This is a genomic window from Sphingobacterium sp. UBA2610, from assembly GCF_002339225.1.
GTDB classification, from domain to species: domain Bacteria; phylum Bacteroidota; class Bacteroidia; order Sphingobacteriales; family Sphingobacteriaceae; genus Sphingobacterium; species Sphingobacterium multivorum.
Window position 1 is genome coordinate 58797 of the sequence record NZ_DDKA01000019.1, and the last position, 23499, is coordinate 82295.

20 protein-coding genes are annotated in these 23499 nt (G+C 40.2%); 10 read left to right on the plus strand and 10 right to left on the minus strand.

Going from position 1 to position 23499, the window contains the following annotated elements; all coding sequences use genetic code 11:
• Nucleotides 1–165: 165 nt before the first annotated feature.
• From B4Z47_RS13005 to B4Z47_RS13040, 8 genes are all read right to left on the minus strand, one after another.
• Entirely contained in the window at nt 166–438 is a 273-nt protein-coding gene (locus tag B4Z47_RS13005) for an alkaline phosphatase (RefSeq protein WP_286727396.1), read from the minus strand.
• 144 nt (nt 439–582) lie between these two features.
• On the minus strand, nt 583–1749 hold the full coding sequence (locus B4Z47_RS13010) for a glycoside hydrolase family 76 protein (protein WP_115046519.1): 1167 nt from the start codon (nt 1747–1749) through the stop codon (nt 583–585).
• 55 nt (nt 1750–1804) lie between these two features.
• Entirely contained in the window at nt 1805–3436 is a 1632-nt protein-coding gene (locus tag B4Z47_RS13015) for a RagB/SusD family nutrient uptake outer membrane protein (protein WP_088163117.1), read from the minus strand.
• Between the two features lie 12 nt (nt 3437–3448).
• The gene (locus tag B4Z47_RS13020; protein ID WP_201640067.1) at nt 3449–6493 is read right to left on the minus strand and encodes a SusC/RagA family TonB-linked outer membrane protein; all 3045 of its coding nucleotides are present in this window, start codon (nt 6491–6493) and stop codon (nt 3449–3451) included.
• Nucleotides 6494–7063: 570 nt separating this feature from the next.
• Complete coding sequence (locus B4Z47_RS13025; RefSeq protein ID WP_286727397.1) at nt 7064–8779, minus strand: GMC oxidoreductase; 1716 nt, start codon at nt 8777–8779, stop codon at nt 7064–7066.
• A gap of 7 nt (nt 8780–8786) precedes the next feature.
• Nucleotides 8787–9275, minus strand: coding sequence for a gluconate 2-dehydrogenase subunit 3 family protein (locus tag B4Z47_RS13030; protein ID WP_286727398.1), 489 nt, complete (start codon nt 9273–9275; stop codon nt 8787–8789).
• 88 nt (nt 9276–9363) lie between these two features.
• Entirely contained in the window at nt 9364–10023 is a 660-nt protein-coding gene (locus tag B4Z47_RS13035) for an HAD family hydrolase (RefSeq protein WP_286727399.1), read from the minus strand.
• A 36-nt stretch (nt 10024–10059) separates the two neighbouring features.
• Nucleotides 10060–10695: a DUF6266 family protein gene (locus B4Z47_RS13040; RefSeq protein WP_115046514.1), complete on the minus strand. Its 636-nt coding sequence runs from the start codon at nt 10693–10695 to the stop codon at nt 10060–10062.
• Between the two features lie 484 nt (nt 10696–11179).
• On the opposite strand from B4Z47_RS13040, the gene B4Z47_RS13045 reads away from it, so the two are divergent.
• Both B4Z47_RS13045 and B4Z47_RS13050 read left to right on the plus strand, forming a co-directional pair.
• Nucleotides 11180–11791, plus strand: a complete 612-nt coding sequence (locus B4Z47_RS13045; RefSeq protein ID WP_115046513.1) for a fumarylacetoacetate hydrolase family protein — start codon at nt 11180–11182, stop codon at nt 11789–11791.
• 13 nt (nt 11792–11804) lie between these two features.
• A complete protein-coding gene (locus B4Z47_RS13050) occupies nt 11805–13535 on the plus strand; it encodes a M23 family metallopeptidase (protein ID WP_115046512.1) in 1731 nt (576 codons plus the stop codon).
• A 235-nt stretch (nt 13536–13770) separates the two neighbouring features.
• Here the strand turns inward: B4Z47_RS13050 and B4Z47_RS13055 are convergent, their stop codons facing one another.
• On the minus strand, nt 13771–14475 hold the full coding sequence (locus tag B4Z47_RS13055; protein WP_115046490.1) for an IclR family transcriptional regulator: 705 nt from the start codon (nt 14473–14475) through the stop codon (nt 13771–13773).
• A gap of 97 nt (nt 14476–14572) precedes the next feature.
• Between B4Z47_RS13055 and B4Z47_RS13060 the strand changes: the two genes are divergently transcribed.
• Nucleotides 14573–15295 (plus strand): 3-ketoacyl-ACP reductase, encoded by a 723-nt coding sequence (locus tag B4Z47_RS13060; protein WP_070570201.1) that lies wholly within the window; start codon nt 14573–14575, stop codon nt 15293–15295.
• 135 nt (nt 15296–15430) lie between these two features.
• Here the strand turns inward: B4Z47_RS13060 and B4Z47_RS13065 are convergent, their stop codons facing one another.
• Complete coding sequence (locus tag B4Z47_RS13065; protein ID WP_070570204.1) at nt 15431–15679, minus strand: hypothetical protein; 249 nt, start codon at nt 15677–15679, stop codon at nt 15431–15433.
• Between the two features lie 844 nt (nt 15680–16523).
• Here B4Z47_RS13065 and B4Z47_RS13070 point away from each other — a divergent pair.
• The 7 genes from B4Z47_RS13070 to B4Z47_RS13100 all read left to right on the plus strand — a co-directional run bounded on the left by B4Z47_RS13070 (nt 16524) and on the right by B4Z47_RS13100 (nt 23470).
• Nucleotides 16524–17750: an HsdM family class I SAM-dependent methyltransferase gene (locus B4Z47_RS13070; protein ID WP_201303586.1), complete on the plus strand. Its 1227-nt coding sequence runs from the start codon at nt 16524–16526 to the stop codon at nt 17748–17750.
• Nucleotide 17751: 1 nt separating this feature from the next.
• Nucleotides 17752–18849 carry a restriction endonuclease subunit S gene (locus B4Z47_RS13075; protein ID WP_286727400.1) on the plus strand — a complete coding sequence of 366 codons (1098 nt, stop codon included), beginning with the start codon at nt 17752–17754 and terminating at the stop codon, nt 18847–18849.
• A 75-nt stretch (nt 18850–18924) separates the two neighbouring features.
• On the plus strand, nt 18925–19395 hold the full coding sequence (locus tag B4Z47_RS13080; protein WP_070570208.1) for an N-acetyltransferase: 471 nt from the start codon (nt 18925–18927) through the stop codon (nt 19393–19395).
• A complete protein-coding gene (locus B4Z47_RS13085; protein WP_083296129.1) occupies nt 19385–19912 on the plus strand; it encodes a helix-turn-helix transcriptional regulator in 528 nt (175 codons plus the stop codon). The genes B4Z47_RS13080 and B4Z47_RS13085 overlap by 11 nt, the downstream gene beginning before the upstream one ends.
• 173 nt (nt 19913–20085) lie before the next feature.
• Nucleotides 20086–21048: a DUF4145 domain-containing protein gene (locus B4Z47_RS13090; protein ID WP_286727455.1), complete on the plus strand. Its 963-nt coding sequence runs from the start codon at nt 20086–20088 to the stop codon at nt 21046–21048.
• Nucleotides 21045–22697 carry a DEAD/DEAH box helicase family protein gene (locus B4Z47_RS13095; RefSeq protein WP_286727401.1) on the plus strand — a complete coding sequence of 551 codons (1653 nt, stop codon included), beginning with the start codon at nt 21045–21047 and terminating at the stop codon, nt 22695–22697. Before B4Z47_RS13090 ends, B4Z47_RS13095 begins: the two co-directional genes overlap by 4 nt.
• On the plus strand, nt 22694–23470 hold the full coding sequence (locus B4Z47_RS13100; protein ID WP_201640059.1) for a type I restriction-modification enzyme R subunit C-terminal domain-containing protein: 777 nt from the start codon (nt 22694–22696) through the stop codon (nt 23468–23470). The genes B4Z47_RS13095 and B4Z47_RS13100 overlap by 4 nt, the downstream gene beginning before the upstream one ends.
• Nucleotides 23471–23499 lie beyond the last annotated feature (29 nt).

Here is a 23499-nt window from a genome sequence, read left to right on the forward strand (position 1 = left end):
CTTTGGGGCTTTTTGTTTGACGGGAAACAACTATTGTTGGAATGCTTTGATTGCCTGTCCGCGCCAAGCGGCATCAAGCGGTGCACCAAGCAACCAAGTTAACGTAGGCGCGATATCATAAATCATCAAAGTTTCCTTGATTTCTTTTCCTTTTGGCACACCTGGTCAGGTCATTACCCAAGAAATCTCCACCTCGGCCAGCGATTTACCACCGTGTCCTTTTCCGGTACCACCATGATCCGCAACAATAACAAAAATTGTTTCGTCTGCTATTCCCCCATCTTTTACAGCTTGCTGCAAGGTACCAATACGTCTGTCGACCTGTTTTAGTTCGGCATAGTATTCCGGTGTATTATGCCCGATATTATGGCCTACGCCATCAGGTTGGTCGAAATGCACAAAAGTAACCGTCGGTTTCTCCTTTTTTATGATATCCACGGTGGTGTTCAAATAGAAATTTTACAGCATCTATTATGTTAAGTAAACATTATTTAATCTCTCTAACCAATATGTTACAGAACAAAAAAAAGACGCTGAAAAATTATTTTCAGCGTCTTAACCTTATACCGTTTTACATCGATTTTAATACCCAGCTTTTGCCAACCGTGCGTACATTTCGACAAAAGCACACTGATCGAGCAGCCATTTCGATTTATGCTGATCCTTCAGGGTCCAGTCTGGACTGAAAAGCCCTGCTTGATCGCGCATATGCTGCCAGGCAAATTCAAGATTTTTCGCAAAAACGGTGAGATACCTTTGGTCGCCATTCACCGCAGCGAGCTCGATGTAACCACGCATCATTACGGCATGAAACCACAAATTGCTATTTTTCAATTTTGGGAAATTCAATTTCGCATCCGTTTCGAAAAAATAGCCTAGACAGGCCTCAGCCAGCTGTTGTGCATCCTCAAGGTACCGTTTATTTTTCGTTAACTTATAAAGCAGGGCTGCTGCCTGCAACATTTGTCCGGCGTTGTACGAAAACTTAGCTTTTCCAATCTTTCCATTGAGCTGCATATTGTCCCAGTATAACTTATCTTCGGGATCCTGAAGATTTCTTTTTGTCCATTCATAAAGACGTTCCCCTTCTTGCAGATAGGACCTATCATTGGTTGCCATAAATAACTTAAGTGCAAATACACTTGCTGGTGCATTCGAACAGGTATTTTTAGATTCCTTTTTCTGTTCACACCAATAAATGCCACCGCCGAGTTTATCATCCTCCCCACTCTTTACAAAATTCCAGATCTCTTTGGCCGAAGACAGGTAGTTTATTTTTTTTGTATGGATATAGCTATCGGTAAAATCGATACCCAACCAGATATTATCGTCATAAAAACGATCCGAGGGAGGAGCTGTATTTAAATAAGAAGCATAACCAACCGGCGACCGACTTTCATCCCTATATTCCTGTAGCCCAACCAGGACTTTTTTGTCAAGTATGAACTGAAATGCCTTTTTTGTTTTTGGCAATTCCATCAAGGCATTTACAGCCGAGAAACTACCCGAGAAAGGCCATAGATAAGCATATTTCTTTTGCTGCGCTGCCTGTTGATTATTATCCAGATAATCAGCTTTAAAGTTTTCATCAAAGGGATATTTTTCAGCCAAGAGCTGATTCTTGGTATTTCCAAACTTGCTATAGATGCTATCTAAAGTTTGGATAGCATAGTTCTGAAAATTATTTTTCTGTGCAAATAAGGTTACACCAATAAAGTTCAAAAGAAACAACGTAAAATATCTTTTCATGTGTTTTAGGTAAAAGAATAGTAGATACCTATACGGCATCTACTATTCCTGAACATTAATAACCAGGGTTTTGTTTTAAATTGGGATTGATTGCCAATTGATCCATCGGTACCGCATATAGTTCTTTATTCTTATCGTTCGTAGCTTTATGATCCCACCAAGATCCGGATATATATTTTCCGAATCGGATTAGATCTGTCCGGCGCTTTCCTTCAAAAATAAATTCACGTCCCCGTTCCGCCAGTAATTCATCCAGCGTCAATGTAGCGACAGTATACTGCGCCATAGGCCAGTCAGCCTTACTAAATGCTCTTTTTCTGGATTCATTGACCAACTCCACAGCCTCACTACTGGCTTTTCCACCATTCTTACGCATAAGTGCTTCAGCTTTATCGAAATAGATCTCCGTTAAACGATAAATAATATAATCATTCTCCCAGTAGTTGGCATCGTCCAAGGTACCTGATTTATATTTATTAAATCGAGCTCCAGAATTCTCTTCTCCTTTTGTCATACCACCTTCTGAAGTTTTATCACCTTCGCTTTCTCGGCGGATCGAATTGACAAACACCAGCGGTTTACCTGAATACTCTTCCGTTCCCAATACAGGTGTAGTGGTGCCGTATTTATATTGTGGTCCAAACAAAAACCATTCTTTCTTCCGCAAGTCATTTTCAGCATAGGCATTAAATGCGGTAGGGATAACAACAAATGCATTCCATCCACCGTAACCAACTTTGAGCACTTCCTTCATATAGTCATAACTCATATAGAATCCCGACCAATCGAATGTAAACCCCGCCTGTCTGCTATATTGAAATTGAAATAAGGATTCCGGATTCGCCGAATTGGTATTACTGAACAATGCATTCAAATCAGGGCTCAATTTAGGAGCCCCTCCAATGCCGCCAGCCTGTCCGGAAATAATCTTATCACAAGCAGCGATACATTCATCATTCATTGCCTTACCCGACCATTTTTCGGCATTGAGATAGAGTTCAGCCAGCATGGCATAACCCGCAGCCATAGATACCTGACCGATATTACTGGCCGAGGTTTTAGGCAACTTATCCACATTTTCTTCCAGCTCCTTCTGCACAAATGCAAAAACCTCTGTTCTCGGTTTGGTTTCGGGGTTAATAGGATCGGCTACCTTTGTCACAATAGGAACGTTGCCCCAAAGATCCATTATCTTAATGTAGTGAAATGCCCGCATTACTTTTAATTGCACAAGTATTTGCGTGCGTTCATCCTCTGTCAGATCCGCAATTTTAGCGATATCCAATTTCTCAATATCCTGAATAGCATTATTGACATAGCCAACGCCGCCCCACATCAACTCCCAGGCCCCACGCATTCGGCTTTCATTGCTTGTCCAGGTATGATAGTGCTGCCGGATATGGTCTCCACCGTCATATCCATGGCGTCCCTTTTGCGGCCAGGCCACCTGATCGGCACTTAATTCGGAATGATAATAAAAGCCATTTCCACCTGTAGGTGCAAGCCAGGCCTGCATATGTGTAAAAGGGCGGAGCGCAGCTTGCATAACCTCCCGTTTATTCTTATAAAAATTATCATCCTTGATCTTACTATACACTGTCTCATCCAACTTGGTGCAGGAACTAAAAGAGATACCTAAGGTAACAGTGCTCAGGATGGCGAATAAATATTTATTTGTTTTTTTCATAACCTTACTATTTTAAAATCCAACATTTAAACCAATTGTCCAAGATCTTGTTCTTGGATAGAAACTGCGCGAATCAATCCCTGCTTCAAAACCTGTATCCTGCAACTCTGGATCAATCCCCGTATATTTGGTCATGGTTGCGATATTTCTCCCTGTCGCATATACATATAGACTTTTGATATAATCAGTCTTTAGTTTAAAGTTATATCCCAATGTAATATTATCCAGTTTCACAAAACTTCCATTCTCAAGGTAGTAATCCGAATACTGTGGATCCTGTTTAAGGTCGGCATGTTTAGTAAAAGCACTTTCGAAAACATTATTAGGCAACCATTTTTGATTACCAAAGAACATATCCGCTGTATTTAAAATATCATACTTAAATTTCCCTCTGAAAAATACGGTCAGATCGAAGCCCTTATAGGCAAACCGGTTACCTAGCGACGCATTGAATTTGGGAACACCATTTCCAATATAGGCGCGATCATTATCATTTATATCCGCAATGGTAGCCTTGGAGCCGTCAGCTTTATAGAAGAGCCATTCTCCAGCATCATTCAGACCCGCATAACGTTTTCCATAGAAGGAACCAATTTCACCGCCTTCTTCAAGACGAATGGCATCTCCGAGATTACCTGGAGAGGGCAGACCGCCAAAAGTCATCCAATTACTCTTAAAGATATCATTGGACATGGTAACGAGTTTATTCTTTTGATAACTTCCCGCAAAATCCACCGTCCATTTAAAATCTTCTTTTTGAATTGGAACTCCAGACAATTGCAACTCAACACCTTTATTCGAAACCTCGCCTACATTGTACCAAATGTTTGTACTCACATAGGCTGGCTGTTGCGCCTTATATTGGTATAATAAATCTTTGGTTTTACGATTATAGACATCTAGAGACCCTGTTAGTCGGTTATTCCACAAACCAAAATCGAGCCCGATATTCAATTCGGCTTTTTGTTCCCATTTTAAGTCGGGATTGGGGTTCTGTGTCGGTCCATACGTTTGATAATAGATGCCATCCTGCGGATATACCCCACCTGTTCCCAACAAGATCAACGAATTGTAATTTGGGAAGCCCTGATTACCGGTTACCCCATACCCCACACGGAGCTTCAGATTGTTGACAAGGTCTTTATTGGAGAAAAAGTCTTCGTTTGTAATGGTCCATCCCGCAGAAATGGCAGGGAAATTACCCCATTTATGATTAGCACCAAATCGCGAAGATCCCTCTCGGCGAAGAATTGCACTCACAAAATACTTTTGGTCATAATTATAATTTACCCGTCCAAAAAAAGCAATCAATTTATTGTCTTCCTTAAATGAGCCCATCGATGGTCTTGGCAATTTGGTATTTGTCAGAGCCGTACCACTTCCCATGTCCCAATCTTGAAAAGCGTCTGTTGTAAAACCATTATTGGACATCTCAAACCGCTCATAACCATTATATTGAAAACTGTAACCGAGTAAACCCGTTATATTATGCTTGTCGTTGAATGTCTGGTTGTAATCAATTGTTGTTTCAAAGGTCTTGGACCAATTCAACTCATTTCTTTTCCAAGCATAGCCCATACCCTGATACTCAGAATTTTGGCGTTGGTCCCAATCTTTTATCGAACGAAATTGACGATCGTTCCAATTATTTCTAAGATAGGATCCGAAGGCTGAGATGCTCAATGGTTCTATAATCTTGAGTTTCATACGTGCGTCTCCCGAAAAAGTTTCCTGATTGCGTTGATCTACACGGTTGGCCATACGATCCAGCGGATTAAAATTATTATAACCCTGGGTTTGGTAAAAACTTCCATCGGGATTGTATAGTGGAGCAGTTGGATTACGCTGGATTGCCTGTTCGAAATATTCCGTTTTTCCACCCAAAAGATCTGCTTTATTGAAATTGGCAGCAATATTACCGGAGAAAGTCAATCGATCTTTTAATCCAGTTTGCGAAAAATTGACACGACCGCCAAATTGCTGACGTCCATTCTGTTTAGCAATGCCTTCGGCATTTTCATAGTTAATTGAAGCACGGTAGTTGGATTTATCGCCACCACCGCTGGCAACAAAATTATGGAATGTTGAGAAATTACCTTTATTGATCAATTCGTCATACAAATCTGTTGAAGCGCCAAGGTCAAGATCAGGTTTATTCTGTCCGTTGACCACATAATCTCTAAATTGCTGCGCACTCAGCATCGAAGGTTTCTTTGCGACAGACTCATGTTGACCATAGGTATAATATTCAAATCGTGGTTCTCCAGATTTGCCTTTTTTAGTGGTTACTAAAATTACACCACCATTACCCCGCGTCCCATAAATAGCCGCTGCAGATCCGTCCTTTAACACGTCTATGGATTCAATATCTCCTTGCTTGATCAAATCTAGATTTCCACCAGGAATGCCATCAATGACAATCAGCGGGGAGTTTCCGCCTTTCATGGAGGCCATACCCCGCAATTGGATATCTGAACCAGCATTTGGATTACTGCCCTGGGTTCTCGTCACGTTTAGCCCGGCAACTTTACCTTGCACCAGATCCATTGGGTTGCGCATACCACCTTGATTGAAATCCTTTTCTTTTACAGAGGCCACTGCTGAAGTCACTTCACTTTTCTTTTGCGTACCATAACCGACAACAATAACCTCCTCCAATTGGTCTTCTGTCGCGGATAGTCGAATATCAATCGGGGCATTTCCTATTACTTTGACTTCGTTTGTTCGATAACCAATAGACGAAACGACAAGGACATCTCCTATCTTGGCTTGCAGGGCAAAATTACCCTGACCATCCGATGTTGTACCTTTTACTGATCCCTTGACGGTAACCGAAACACCGGAGACCCCTTCTCCAGTCTTCGCATCCTGTACCTTTCCTTTAATTAAATCCTGAAACTTAGCGACCTTATGGGTAAAGGTCTCTTTTGGATCTTCCCTCTTGGCGATGACATGCGCATTTGCCTGATGTATCGTCCCTGCGATAATAGCCAACGAAAAAAACAGCTTGGTATTTTTCGTTAAGCGGGCAAATGATTCTAAATCGATTCTGCTCATATAATTAGTGATTTTGGTTTATAAAACGTTTTAACTTTGATAAGCTTAAACGGTCATGTTTAATTAGTATCATCTTCAATAATTAATACGAATACCTGATCCCCATCTCTATCGTAATAGATTAAATCTGGCAGTCTATTAATTATTTATAATAGTGATTTGGTTTATAAAAACGTTTTAGCAAAAAGATGCTTAGAACGCCTAGTTTAATTTAGTTTCCCTTAATTGATCGTTTTAAAATCGATCTGCTTTCTTAAAATTGCCTGCTATATTCCATTGCTTTCACTTAACAGAAAACGTCTGGGTTCAAATGTCTATGGTATTATTGCCGCATAGAATCTGCAATAAAGTCTGCTAAATCGCTTTTGCTTTTGTTGTAAAATTTTTTGGTTTCCCTATTTTGGTTTTTTAATTGCTTTTTTTTGATTACTTATTTGTTCATTAATTGTTTATTCGTTATTGTTTTCCTTTTTGGTTATTCTTCTTGGTTTTAGCGTGCTATTCGGGTGGAAAGATAGCACTTTAATTTTACAGAGGAAAGATTTATTTTCAAAACCTTTCCCCTGTAAACTAAATATTTCCTTTCTTCATCTCGCTAATCGCATAATCGACAGATCGTGCCGAAAATGCCATATAGGTCAATGAAGGATTTTGTGTTGATGTCGAGGTCATACTTGCACCGTCTGTGACAAAAACGTTTTTCACAGCATGCATCTGATTCCATTTATTCAATACCGAAGTTTTCGGGTCGTGCCCCATACGTGCACCACCCATTTCATGGATATCCAAACCTGGAGCTTGCCAGTGTGAATCCGGGCGAATGTTTGTGAAGCCAGCATCCGTAAACATCTCCGTCATGACAGCAATGTAATCCTTTTTCATTTTTTCATCATTCTCATCATAATCGACAGCAATTTTTAACAAAGGAATACCCCAGTCATCTTTCTTACTGCTATCCAATGAAACCATTCCCGATTCTTTTGGTATCGTTTCACCCATCATGTGAGATCCAACCTGCCAAACACCTAATTTAGGATTCAACAAATTGTTTTTCAGATCTAGCCCTAAGCCCGAACGATCGGACTCTTTACTACGCGAAGCTCCGAAACCGGCGGCATAGCCCCTTAAAAAGTCCGTTTCCTGTTTGTGCAAGTTTCTGAAACGTGGAATATACCCTCCACCTGCTGGATTCCGCCCTTCGGCCGTAAAATCCAACAGTCCTTCATACTCTGCATAAATTCGTGCGCTATAGTTGTGAAAAGCAACATATTTTCCGAGCACACCACTATCATTACCCAAACCATTTGGAAAACGGTTCGATTTAGAATTCAATAAGATCAAATTCGTATTGATTGCAGCCGCATTGACAAAAATCAGTTTGGCATAAAAATCAATTTCCTCTTTTGTATTGGTATCAATAACACGTACACCCACTGCCTTTCCTTTTTGTTCATCATAGAGGATTGAATGAACAACAGAAAATGGACGTAGCGTCATATTCCCGGTCTTGGCGGCCCAAGGAATTGTCGTTGCATTAGAACTGAAATATCCACCAAAAGGACATCCGCGCTGACAAAGTACGCGATTCTGACACTGTACACGTCCTTGTTCGATGTGAATCTGATTTGGTTTAGATAGGTGTGCACATCGTGCTGAAATAACTTTGCGCTCCGGAAATTTCTTTTGGACGCTTTCTTTAAAATACTTCTCGACAATATTTAAGGGGTAGCCTGGCAAAAACTCGCCGTCCGGCAATTCAGGAAGTCCATCGTGATTACCGGCAATACCGGCAAATTTTTCGACATAAGCATACCAAGGCGCCAAATCAGCATAACGTATCGGCCAATCTACTGCAAAACCATCTCTCGCTGGCCCTTCGAAATCAAAATCAGACCACCGTTGCGTCTGTCTCGCCCATAATAAGGACTTGCCGCCAACCTGATAGCCTCTGATCCAGTCAAAAGGTTTCTCCTGAATATAAGGGTGTTCCTTGTCTTTTACAAAAAAATGGGCCGCATCTTCATGGAATGCATAACATTTGCTGACAATCGGATTTTCTTCTTTTACTTTGAACGGCATCTCGTTCCGATGCTCAAACTCCCAAGGCATCATATTGGTGGTTGGGTAATCCTTGATATGTTGTACATCACGTCCACGCTCCAAAACCAATGTTTTCAACCCCTTCTCGCACAACTCTTTTGCGGACCAACCGCCACTAATTCCCGAACCGATCACGATCGCATCGTAGGTTCTGTTTTTTTCACTGTCAATATTTAGATTTGCCATGTGCTATTTATGCCTTAACTTTTACCGCACCATTGTACGGACCTGGAATAAGTTTATAGATCACCTTATTCTTCATCACGTATTCTGAATTCATATACCCCTGAATTGCACGCGATTTGAAGGTCTCAAAAAAAGCCCTCTCGTCGGTTTGGTCTTTTAACCCCGCCAAAGTGGTCTCAGTCGCTTTGCTATTTTTTAAATTCAACTGTTTTCGCAACTTGTTGAAACCGGCGACAAATTTAGCCTGATTTTCTGGCGACTCACAATCATCGACCATTTTAATAACGAAAAGATGCAGATTCAGCTCCTTTCCTCCTGGTGTATCCGATTTTGGAATCAGGATGTTCGCCAGATCGCCCAAAAATTGCTCATCTTCGGCCGAAATCTTCAACTTATTTAATACAATTGATGCACCTCCATCATTCAGACAGGACGACAAAATTGTCAGTCCGCCAGCTATAATGAAAAATTGTTTTATTGCGGTTCTACGGTTCATAATTCAGAGTTCCCTTTACAATTCGATAATATTACATATATCCGAATAAAAATACAAATGCTAAAACGATTAAATGATTTTACAACCCTCAAATCCAGTGCGCCAACAGGGCTTTCGCCTCGAATAAGTTTTCCACAATGTTATCAACAGCTGTTAGTCTAGCACGTTCTACCTCTTGCTTCGTAACTGCAATCAACTGTGTCCCTGCTCCCAATGCCGATGTACTTCCTGTTGACGTATCCTCAATAGCCACACAGCGGTCGGCTGGTAGACCCAGATGTGTCAATGCCAAACGATAAGGTTCCGGATCGGGCTTTGGCAGCTCCACACACTCACGCGTGACAAAAAACTCAAAATAATCCAAAAGCTCATGTTTGCCCAAAACAGTATCGACAGTGCTTCTATAACTTGAGGTCACCAGCCCAATACGGATATCTTCTGCTTTCAAAAAAGCTAAAATTTCTCGTGCTCCAGGCATCAATTCTATATCGCTCATGTTAGAATCGGCATAAGCCGCACGTGTACGCTTCCACATATGTTCTTCCGTCACGTCGTAGCCATAGTCCTCGGTAAGACGCTTGACATTATGTGCTAAAGTATGTCCAGCAAAATCGCGAATCCAATCTTCATAGCTGATCTGAAGGTTAAATTCCTGTTTTAATATAGGTGCCCAATTTTTGAAATAGAAATATTCCGAATCAATTAACGTACCGTCTAGATCGAACAATACCGCCTGTATTTTATTCATAGTGTTAAAGATACACAAGTAGGTGGAAAAATCCTATTAAATGACGCCACAATAGGTCGAATTTGAGAATGCACCATGATAGGTATCCCAAAACCCGATGTAGACATGATAATCAGCTTTCTGATTTAATTCAACTGGTACATTGACGAAACATTGACCATCCTTAGCAGATGCAACTGCTGGTTTTAAGGAACAGAAATCATTTAAGCTAACAAATGCTAGATTTAACTTATAAATTTCATCATCATACGCTGGGTTTGGTATCCATTCCAAAAATATACGTCCTTCACTCACACTCACCTTAGTACCCTCAGGCGGTATTAAATCCCCCACAAACACGTTCAAATTTTCAAAATTCACGACGGGATTATAGTCAGTATCAAAAGCCAACACATCATTGAAAACATGCTTTTGCGCAAGCTGAAATGCACCATATTTAGATCCATTTTCTTTTTTTAACTCATAGCCAAAATCAAAAACTGCTTTGTTCTCTGCACAAAATTTTCCGACAGCCTTCATTTTTTGGCGATGTAATCGCTGAGCTTCAGTCGGAGGTTTACTACTTTTCCTCCTTGCACCCCGAATAATCCATTGCCCCATACGATTGTATCCATATATCGATCCAACTTTACCCCGGAAACCACCATTTGGCCCATCTTCTAATATAGCCATATTTTAAGTTTTTTGTTTAATATCATCTTAATAACAACCTCCTAACAATTGATTTGGATTTATGTTTGAATTAAGTTAGGTATAACTTATTATTAGGTTAGATATAGTTTAGGTCTTAATTAGGTATAACCTATATTATACCTAACTAAAACCTAAACAAAACCTAACTAAAACCTATATAAATAGCAATCTTAATTTAAATTAAAATGGACTTGCTTCTCTTCATTTTTGGATAACCATCGGACATTTGCTAAGTTTGTTGTGGCAAGCGAAAACACAGGTTTACTGGGTATAAGTCCGCAACAAGCTTTAGGAAGATAGTCATATGATCTTCATGGAAGTTATATGTCTCCGCCACGTGTAAGACGCTCACATAAAAAGCGGAGCCATCTTTGGATCTGGCTTCAAACATCCTCGCGATGAACGTCGAGCTAAAGCGCTTGCCAAGAAATCTGAAAGCTTCATTGCCTTAAAAATTTATATCATGAAAATAATTGCAATCGGTCGCAATTACATCGACCACGCGAAAGAACTCAATAATCCAGTCCCAGAAAATCCCATTATATTTTTAAAACCCGATACTGCGGTATTAAAGGATAACAAAGATTTCTATTACCCCGAATTCTCCAAAAACATTCAGTTCGAAACCGAAGTTGTCCTCCGGGTCTGTAAAGAAGGAAAGCATGTCACGCCCAAATTTGCGTCAACGTATTATGATGCCATTGGTCTGGGCATTGACTTCACCGCCAGAGATGTACAGCAGGAACTTAAAGCGAAAAGCCTTCCCTGGGAATTGGCAAAAGCATTTGACCATTCTGCAGTGATCAGCAACTTGATTCCTAAAGGAGAGCTTGCAGATGTGAACTCGATTGAGTTCTCCCTGCAGCAAAATGGACAAACAGTCCAGCAGGGAAATACCAAGGATATGATATTTTCCTACGAAGATCTGATTGTATATACCTCCAAATTTATTACCCTCCGCAAAGGTGACCTCATTTACACCGGAACTCCAGTTGGTGTCGGATCTGTAGCCATCGGCGATTTATTGGAAGGTTTCATCGGCGAACAGAAGATGTTTAGCTGTAAAATTAAATAAGCTCGGACATCTTATGACAACAAAAAGAATAGCATTACTGGCCTTCCTCACTTGTACGGCAGGCCTAAGCCAAGGGCAAGATATTATCAAAAGTCGCAATTATCCACAAAATTATTTTGTACGCCCCATGGATATTCCTCCACAGGCTTCGGGATCGTTTGGCGAATTGCGCGCGACGCATTTTCATGGCGGAGACGATTACCGCACACAACAACGCATCAATATTCCTGTGCATGCAGCGGCGGAAGGTTTTGTATCCCGCGTCAGGGTACAGATAGGTGGTGGTGGTAATTATGTTTACATTGATCACCCCAATGGTTACACCTCGGTATACATGCACTTAGAGAGTTTCAATTCAGATCTTGCTAAAATCATCAAAGATGAGCAGTACAAGCAGAAACGTTTTGATGTCGATGTATTCCTCAAACCAAATCAGGTCCCGGTGAAAAAAGGTGAGTTTATTGCAAATTCGGGCAATACCGGTGGTTCAGCTGGCCCACATCTTCATTTCGAAATCCGGGATACAAAAGCACAATTGCCGCTCAATCCGCAATTGTTTGGACTGTTGTTTCCAGACGGTGTCAAACCGATTATCCGCGGTATGACGGTCTACGATTTGGGTTCCGAAATATTCGACGAAAATACACCTCGAAGACATCAGACGATCAAGTCGGCTGGCAATGGTACCTATAGCTTAGCGAGTACCGCGCCGATACCTGTGAATGGTACCTTTGGATTGGGAATCAACACCGTTGATAAACGGAGAGGAATCTCTTTTACATATGGTGTATATTCGATTGAACTATTTTTAGACAATAAAAACATCAGCACGGTACTGTTCGAATCCATTCCTTTTGATCAGACCCGTGCGATCCAGTCTTACGTAGACTACCCTTATTTAAAAAAATCAGGGGTACGCGTGCAAAAGAGCTTCAAAGATCCTAACAATCCGATCAACATCTTCAAAAACTTGGATAACCTCGGTAAAATCACGTTGAAAGACAATGAGGTGCATGAGGTAAAATATGTGGTTAAGGATGTTCAAGGGAATACGAGTGAATTGAATTTTAAGGTGCAGAATAACCCTTCACTTTCCATCAGCCGCCCAAATGCGAAGGGGCTTAAAATGTTTCACTATGCCGATGAAAACAAATATGAAGCGGAGAATGCTCGGGTTTATATGAGCAAAAATATATTGTATGACGACCTTTACTTCAATTATTCGCAGGGAGCAAAACCTGCAAAAGGCTACTCGGCAATGCACTATATCCACAACGCTTATACACCGGTGTTCGGATTTTATAAGCTCATGATCAAACCAGACTACAGCTTGTCTGAAAATCTTTATGACAAAGCCTTGATTGTTTCTTCTGATGGCGGAGCACAAGGTGGTCAATATGAGAACGGCTGGGTGGTAGCCAACGTACGCGAATTTGGTGGTTTTTACATCGCTGTCGATACCATTGCACCAAATATCACTGCGCGTAACCTGACCGACGGCAAGAATGTTTCCAATCAACGCTCCATCGATTTTACCATCAGTGACAATCTATCGGGTATAGCTACTTTTGACGCTTATATTGACGGGAAATGGGCTTTAATGAAATATGACCCTAAAACAAGACATATCTGGCATGACTTCGAACCGGAACTCAGCAGTGGCAGACACGACTTTAAACTTGAAGTGAAAGACAACAAAGGGAATTTGAAGGTCTACGAGGCTTCATTCTCCACATCGCGTTAACAGCTAATTTCAAACTTACAACATTTCTCCGACCTGATCTGCTACATTAATTGCAATTTTCGATTTTTGGTTCAAACAAAAGGGAAATGATAAAATGAGTAAAGGAAAAGAGTCCTGGAATTGGCGAGGACTCTTTTCCTTTACTCAACAATAATCAATGTTACATTTTTAATTGTCACAGTACAATAAGCATGATGCATTCAATATACACGCTATAGAACGATTATCGTGTAGATTAAGATACCTTATTCTTTAATAATGATTGAATGATCTGTATTCCCTGTTGCATTTCTTTAGTTCCAAAACGATACGATGGGCCTGAAATACCAATTGCTGCCAATAATTTATTATTACTATAAATTGGTACCGCTACGCAATTCATCTCTTTTTCCAAACGTTCATAATCTTCAGCATAGCCTTTTTCTATTACATTATCGAGTTGCTTTTGCAATTTGATTTGTTCTGGCTCGATGAGATTAACCATTAATTGTTTGGTCAAACTCGGTGAATGTGCCATAAAAACATTGCCCAAAGCCGAATTCATTACATCCATTTCTTTACCTACTTCTAGACTTATACGTACAGAGCGTTTGGGATCGCTTTTTAGTTCGTGCCGCATATAGGATCCTAGCTGTATGGTTAGATAAGCGGTTTCACCGGTGAGTTCGGTTATTTTTTCTACGATAGGACGATAGTCTGTCTTCAGTGTAGCGGTAGAATATTCCGTTGGGATGAGGTGATGCATTTTGCCTGTGAGGTAATATCGGGTAGAAAGTTCCTCTTGATCTGCATAGCCCATCTGCACCAAGGTTTTAACAAAATTATGTACCGTAGATTTTTTCATATCCAAACCTGATGCAATATCTTGTATACGCACCCGATTACCGTTTTGTACCATATAATCCATAATGAGAAATAGCTTCTCGACCGACTGTATCATGTTATGTTCATTATTACGGAACAAATTTACATTTTAATGCTCAATAGTCGTTTATAATAAAATAAAAACAGAATTTTGCGATATATAAAATAGAAATATGCAAGATTTAAAAAATAAGAATGCCCTTATCACAGGTGCTGGTAAAGGGTTAGGTAAAGCGATGGCTTTGGAATTGGCAAAAGAAGGGGTCAATATCGCTCTGGCAGGTCGTACAGAAAAAGATTTGTTACGGGTAGCTGCTGAAATCAGCGCCATTAACAGCGATGTAAAAGTGCAAACTTATGCCTTGGATGTCTCAGATTATACAGGTGTACAAGACACGGTAAAAAGTATTTTGGAAACTTTTGAAACTATTGATATTCTTATCAATAGTGCCGGAGTTTTGGCTGTAGGAGGTATCAACGAATTGCCAGTTGAGCAATGGGAGCAATCTTTCAAAATAAATGTATTTGGAACGTATTATATGATCCACGAGGTATTCCCGGAAATGGTCAAAAACAATGGTGGTGATATCATTAACATAGCATCTACCTCAGGTTTGAAAGGTTCTGCAAAAATGAGTGCCTACGGAGCATCAAAAGCAGCGGTGATCAATCTTACCGAGAGTGTGATGCAAGAAGGCCGCAAGTCCAACATTCGTGTATCGACCATCAACCCGAGTACCATTGCCACAGATATGACGGTGAACGCCAACTTCACCGATGGAAACGAAGAAAAAGTATTACAGCCGGAAGATTTGGCGACCCTAGTCGTACACCATCTGAAATTGCCAAAACGTGCTTTTGTAAAAGAATTTAGTTTGTGGTCTACCAATCCATAAGGTTTTTTATTGTCAACGTTGTAAGAAGAGGCTAACTGAACTACGGTTAATTTAGCCTTTTTTATCATCATTATTTTGATAAACCTTTTTATCAGGAGTGTAGATGGTGATAAAGTGACTAATTATTTCCCGCCCCTAACCCTTGTCAGTGTTTTTCTTGAAATACCTAGGTAAGAAGCGATCATATAAAGCGGAATGCGATTGTAGATATTGGGGTAATTTGATACAAAATCTTCGTAGCGTTTCTGGGGTGAGTTTTTGAGTTGATGCATAGTTTGCTACCATTCCCTCTCTGTGGAGCAAAGCTCCCTTTTTAATCTGTCTGTATTCGCCGTATTGCCCCATGAGTTCCTCGTCTTCTTGCGTCAAAGTTCCTTTTTCCATAATCCATGTTTAATTGGTTTATCACTTTTACAGATCTCGACCGGCTCTGACGGATTTCTCGGGAAACCTTGATCTTATGATAGGTATATTAAAGCTGAATAGCACATTGACAAAATTGGTATTGATATATTTCTTATTAAACAGATTTAAAGCGAGCGCCACTTGTGTAAGTTTATATCAAGAGCAAGCCCACCTATTGTATATACTTTTAGTAGTGTTGAGCGCGTGAGAAACTAGTTGTGCATAATATAGATTTTGTACTTGAAATCACTTTCAACCTGCGGTGTCACAAACGGTCAGCTATTCTTATATGTAGCAGACGTAAGACAGCCCCTTTATGCATACGTTATAAAGTTTCCTTATTAACAAGGAACGGCCTCAGTTGTGTATATTAGGACAAGAAGCCTTATCGCAGATCGTTGGTCTCCCGATTTTTCACAGCAAGGCCCACCCTTTGTATATACCGAGCTCTAGTTAGAGTTAGATTATAAAATTCAGTCTTAAAAGGCTGCATGCAAACTTTTAGGAAATAAAGAACAAAAACAAATCTTTACCTTTACAGGGGAAAAAAAACAACAAATTACCCCAATACTGATGATTACTGGAGAAATAAAATCCCAAATAGATAAAATATGGAATGACTTCTGGACAGGGGGAATTTCCAATCCCTTGACCGTTTATCGAACAATTTACCTTTCTGATTTTCTTAAAACAATTAGATGACAGGCAGATTACGATTGACAAAGAAAAACAATTATTAGGAAGCTCAAAAAAAGCAGATATCTACACCGAAGAGCAGAAATCACTACGTTGGTCTTATTTTAAAGACTTAGATCCTGAGCGCATGATGGATATCTTTCGTATACCACAAACAGATCTAGAGAACCTGACGGCATTTGACTTTATGCGTACGCTCGGTACTGCAGGAGGTAAATTTTCGCAGTACATGAAAGGCGCAACTTTCATGATAGAGAATCCAAGTTTGTTAGATAGCGTAGTACAACAGATCGACAAATTACCTTTGAGTAACAGAGATACGAAAGGTGATCTATACGAGTATATGCTAAGTAAAATTGCCGAGGCAGGTACCAATGGGCAGTTCCGGACTCCACGACATATCATCCGCATGATGGTGGAGCTGATGCAACCCCAGCAAGACGATACCATCTGTGATCCAGCAATGGGAACTGCGGGATTTTTGGTAAACGCTGCTGAGTACATCCAAGAAACGCATGAAGACTGGTTGCTCGAAAAAGCTTTCCGCGAGCACTACTACGGCAATATGTTCAACGGAATGGAAATTGACCCCTCCATGTTGCGCATCGCTTCGATGAATTTGCAGTTGCACGGCATTGAGAATCCGGTACTTTTCTCAGGGTCCGCATTAGCAGAGCGAAACAATGTCAATTCGCAATACTCCCTTATCTTAGCCAATCCACCATTTAAGGGCGCGCTGAATGCAAATGATGTCGAGAGCTCCTTGCTCCAAATGACAAATACGAAGAAAACCGAGATTCTTTTCTTGAGTCTGATGCTACGCATGATGACATTGGGAGGACGTGCTGCTGTGATCGTTCCTGATGGCGTTTTGTTTGGATCATCCACTGCGCACAAAGCCATTCGCAAAGAATTGGTGGACAACCAACAATTGCAAGCTGTAATCTCCATGCCTTCAGGGGTATTCAAACCTTATGCAGGGGTAAGTACCGCAATTCTGATCTTTACCAAAACCAATTCGGGCGGCACTGACAAGGTATGGTATTACGATATGAAAGCCGATGGTTATAGCTTGGACGACAAGCGCAATGCTATTGCGACTAATGATATTCCAGATATTATCACACAATACCATAACCAAGCTATCGAGCAAGATCGCAGCCGTACGGATCAGTCATTCTTCGTGCCAGCGCAGGAAATCCGCGATAATGGGTATGACTTGAGTATCAATAGATATAAAGAAGTGGTCTATGAAGAATTAAGCTATGAAAAGCCAGAAGTCATCCTTGAGCAGATAGCAGAGATTGATCGGGAGAGACAGATATTGTTAAACGAATTGAAAGGGCTGTTGTAGTATGTGGGAGAAAGTTAAATTTACAGATGTTGTAAAAGACGTTACGGGAGGGAATAAAAAATTAAATCAAGATAAATATTTAGAGAAAGGAAAGTATGCGATAATAGATCAGGGTGAAAAGTTTATTGGTGGATATTTTGATGACGATTTAACAGTTAAAGTTGTTAAGCCTGTTGTCGTATTTGGAGATCATTCTAAATGTATAAAATACGTTGATTTTGATTTTATTCTAGGCGCTGATGGTGTTAAAGTTTTGGAACCATGCCAAAAACTAGATTCCAAATACTTGTTTCATTTCTTAAAAACAATAAAGCTCCCCAATGTGGGATACAGCCGTCACTTTAAGTTTTTAAAAGAATCTATAATCCCACTCCCCCCATTCCCTATTCAAGAAAAAATAGCTACAATCTTGGACAAGGCGGATGAGTTACGTCGCAAAGACAAAGATCTACAAACCAAATACAACGAACTTGCGCAAGCTATCTTTATTGATATGTTTGGCGATCCGGTTAGAAATGAGAAGGGCTGGGAGGTGATAAAGATAGGTGGCCTATCAAATGTTTCTTCCGGTAGTACCCCTAGCAGATCAAATGATAGTTTTTATGTTGGCAATATTCCCTGGGTAAAAACTGGTGAAGTTAGAGGTACAACGATCTTAGAGACAGACGAAAAAATATCCGAAGAAGCTTTAAAGTCTTCCAGTTGTAGAATTTACCCTAAAGGGTCGATAATTATTGCAATGTATGGACAGGGGAAGACAAGAGGGCAAATCGGTATTCTGGGTATTGATGCCGCAACGAATCAAGCTTGCGCTGTTATATCTCCCTCAAAAAAAATGAATTATGCTTATTTGTTCGAATTATTAAAGCAAAATTATGAAGACTTGAGGAGTTTAGGCAGAGGAGGAAATCAACCTAACCTTAATGCTGGTTTGATTAAAAATTATGAAATAATTAATCCCCCACTCCATCTCCAAGAAGCCTTCGCTAAAAAAATAGAGCTTATCAACCAGCTCAAAGCCCAGTCCAATGCAGAGAAGTCCGAAGAGCTTTTTCAATCCTTATTGCAGAAAGCATTCAAAGGTGAGTTGGTAAGTTAGTCTCCGTCCATTTTTATCCAATATTAGAACAAAAAGTTTACATTATCTGTAAACTTTTTTAGTTATATTTGTGTTGTGAATATTATCGAAGTCGCTACAAGTCAGTCCCATTTAATCGAAATTGCTCTGGTTCGAAAGATCGATTTCAAAAACTTACCTGCCAACAGGTATTTCTTTGATTGGAATGAGGAAGCTGCTTTTGAAATATTTAAATTGACGATTAAAGGGAAGGACGATATATTGGGCTTGATTTCTTTTGAAAGAATCCCAGATGAGATGCGGATCCATGTGAGGTTATTAACCGCATCGGTAGAAAATGTGGGGGCAGCTAAAATATACGACAGGATTATTGGCAACTTATTGACATACGTAGCCAAACTTGCGGTACGTGATTTTGGTGAATGGGCCTGTATTTCATTACGCCCCAAAACCCAAATCGCACAGCATTATATCGACAAATATAAAATGAATATTACCGGAGTGACACTTAGTTTAGAGGTTCCGGAGATTTTTGAATTAATTGAACTTTATGACCATGACAACTAAAAAAACAACGCTTTTGGATACGGTCGAATATGGCGTAGACGCGAGGTATAATTCGCAGGAGGAAAAACAAAATGATGCTCAACTGTTAATGCAGGCGAGAAGGGATAGGATGGCTAGAACGTCCGAACAGGATATAATGCGCGCAAAATTGATGCAGCTAAAACTACAAATTGACGAGTACTTGAACTCCGCTGAAAGTGATGTGCAACATCAATTTACGTCATTTTTAAATACATATATTAATACCATATACGAAAAACAACAACAGTTTGCACAAGATTTGGATATTACACCTGTGTCTCTAAGTCAGATATTGAACAATCATCGTGAACCGAAAGAGGAGTTTTTTAAGAAGCTGATGATTCATTCCGAGCGTATTTTTAAGGCGATTAAAGGCTTTCATAAACAGAGTTGGTATCAGGTATACTATCGTGACAAAATCAATGAAACAATGGCACATCAGGATGAGTGGCGTGAAGAACTTGAAAAGAAAATAAAGTTTCCGGCATTTTCTTAATGATTTAAGGATAATTAGTGTATCTTCCATAGGTATCCTTTCATCCAGCGATAAAACCATATCAATATAGATAGAAAATTGAGTAGAAATAAATGGCATCAAATTTTGAATTTTTAGCAGAAGAGTTTCCTCTTATTTACCAAGAAATCACGCAGGCATAACAGCATACTTTTATAGCACCACGTTTTGCGGCGATGCTATGCCGCTCTACCTTAGAGATGTCGCTTTTTTGGCTTTACGAAAATGACTCGGATTTTGAAATGCCATTTGACAAATCGATCAATAGTCTGCTGCATACGGACTCATTCCGTGAAAATATAAGGTCCTCTGTACGGGAAGAATTGAATACTGTTCGTTTATTAGGCAATATCGCTTCGCACGCAGGAAAAGGGAATAACGTAAAAACAATTAAAGATACAGAGGCCTTACATGCACTTAAATGCATGTACAACTTTTTACATTGGATAGCAAAATTATACGCCAAAAGATTTCCGGGAGAAGCACAATTCGATGAGAATCTAATCCCTCGTGGTCTGGTCGATGATATCAATGTAAAAAAAGTTAAAGAATTAAATCAATCTTATCAAGAAGCGCAGCAGCTTGCAGATGAAGCCTACAAAGAAAAACAAAAGGCTTTATTGCAGAATGAAGTGTTGCGCAAACAGTTGGAAGAGGTACAATCACTACTCGCCAACAGAAAGGAAGAACGAGAACAAGTTATCGCCGCTTTCCCCGCGCCGCCCGTGCTCATAACTGAGCTGGAGACGCGTCGCTTGCTCATCGATCTTTATCTGAGAGAAGCTGGATGGGACAATCTACAAAAGCCCCGCGATCTGGAGTTTGAGGTAAGTGGAATGCCTTTATCAACGAATCCTTCGGGCAAAGGATACATCGACTATGTGCTTTGGAACGATGATGCCAAACCATTAGCAATTGTTGAAGCTAAAAGCACATTGCATGATGTGCATAAGGGCCAACATCAGGGCACACTTTATGCGGATTGTCTAGAAAAAAGCACCGGTCAACGCCTATTATTTTTTACTCCAATGGGTATGAAACGTATTTATGGGATGACCAGTTCTACCCGCCCCGACAGATTTATGGTTTCTACAGCAAATCGGAGTTACAGACGTTGATCAAAAGAAGGGAATCGCGAAAGGATATCAGGAAATTTGAAGTAAATGCTGCCATCGCGGGGAGATATTACCAGTTAGAGGCAATACAGCGGCTTTCGGAGCATTTTGTAACGGTGAAGAATGATAAACTAAGGGGAACAAATCGTCGTGCTTTATTGGTAATGGCAACAGGTTCTGGTAAAACACGTACTGCTGCGGCCATTGTAGATATGCTTACTAAATCCAATTGGGCCAAACGTATACTTTTCCTGGCGGATAGAAATGCGTTGGTCACACAGGCTAAAAATGCATTTAAGGAGCATTTACCACACTTGTCAGCAGTGGATTTGACCAAAGAAAAAGAAACAGGCCACACGCGGCTTGTCTTTTCGACCTATCCAACCATGATGAACCTTATCAATAACCAAATGGAAGGTGAAAGTCGCGATTATGGTGTAGGTCACTTTGATGCTATTTTCATCGATGAAGCACACCGCTCCATTTATCAAAAGTACCAATCTATCTTCGATTACTTTGATGGTTTATTGATTGTGTTAACGGCTACACCAAAAAAAGATCTTGATAAAAATACGTATTCATTTTTTCAATTAGAGGATGATATACCAACTTTTGCCTACGAATTAGATACTGCCGTAAACGACGGCTTCTTAGTACCGCCACGCTCGTATGCTGTCCCTGTACAGATGGTAAGGGATGGCGTGAAGTACAAAGATTTAAGCGATGAGGATAAGGCCGAATTAGAGGAAAAGTTGGGATTGACAGCGGTATCTGATGAAGCCCTTCAGGAATTTGAAGTTGGAGCTTCTCAGATTAATTCTTTCTTATTTAACGAACCTACGGTAGATCTCGTTTTGGATCACCTAATGAATAATGGGTTAAAAGTAGCTTCTGGTGATAAGGTGGGAAAAACGATTATTTTTGCCAGAAACCATCGCCATGCTGTTTTTATCGAAGATCGATTTAACAAAAACTATCCCGAATATGGAGGCAACTTTTGCCGGGTCATTGACAATTACAATGACAAAGCGCAAGATTTACTTGAAAAGTTCTGTTATGACAAAGAAGAACTAGAACCTCAGATTGCTATTTCGGTCGATATGATGGATACAGGAGTCGATGCACCTAGCGTACTGAATCTCATATTTTTTAAACCGGTAAAATCATACGCCAAGTTTTGGCAAATGGTCGGTCGCGGTACTCGTTTACGTCGTGATTTATTTGGACCCCATGAGGATAAAAAATTCTTCCTACTATTTGACTACTGCCGAAACCTTGAGTTCTTTCAGGAGAATCCAGACGGTTATCAAACGAATACGCAAAGACCTTTAAGTCAACTGTTGTTTCTGGAACAATTACATGTTGCTAACCTTATTCAGGAGAATGCCGAAGCTAATAGCCTTGATTTAGCTTTAGCAAAGGAATACATCGATGGACTACATGCCAAAGTAGCGCAGTTGGATACAGCTCGGTATGAGGTCAGAAAGCATCTCGCTGTAGTGCATCAATTTGCAGATCGAAGCAAGTGGGACAACCTCAATAAATCTGCCATCATTGCTATTGAAACCGAGCTATCTCATCTCATCCCTTACACAGAAGACAGAGATGAAATGGCTAAACGTTTCGATCTAAATAGCTGCAAGCAGCAATGATCAATAAATCTCCGCGGCAGACAGCCCTGATCCAGAACTTTATGGATATAGGAAAGAGACTGTTAAAAAAGCGAAACGTACCTGCCGTGGCAACTAAAGAAGTCTTCATAATGGAGATGGCCTCCATAGATTTTTGGCAAGAAATATCATTATCAAAAGTTGAAAATCTACGAAAGGAAATTCGAGATCTAATACACTTGCTCAAAGAGGAAAATAATATTAAACCCATTTATACAAAGCTTGATGATAATCTTTTAAAGGAAGAAATTGTCGGGTATGATATTATCGCAAATTTTAAAAATCTACAAAGTTATAAAGATCGAGTAACCGCCTTTATCAAGAAGAATAAGCATCATCTTGTGATCGACAAGTTGCATAAAAATCAACCGATCAATGCTTTCGAATTACAGCAGTTAGAACAATACCTCGTCGCGGAGGCACTAGGGTCCAAAGAGGAGTTTATAAAAGAATTTGGCGATCAGCCGCTAGGGACTTTTATTCGGTCCATCATCGGCTTGGATCAAGAGGCTATACAGGCTCATTTCACAAATTTTATTGGCGAAGCTAACCTTTCGGCCAAGCAGATCAAGTTTATGGATACTGTAATACGTTATTTCGTAACCAACGGTTATCTGGAAACCACCGATCTCATGGAACCTCCTTTCACCGAACTCGACGATAGCGGAGTTATTGGATTATTTGACGAAAACAATGTTGTCAAACTCATGAGTTTAATCAAGCAAGTTAACCAAAATGCAGATATCGGGGCATAAGCTACCTAGGATAGATTTATTTATATAAT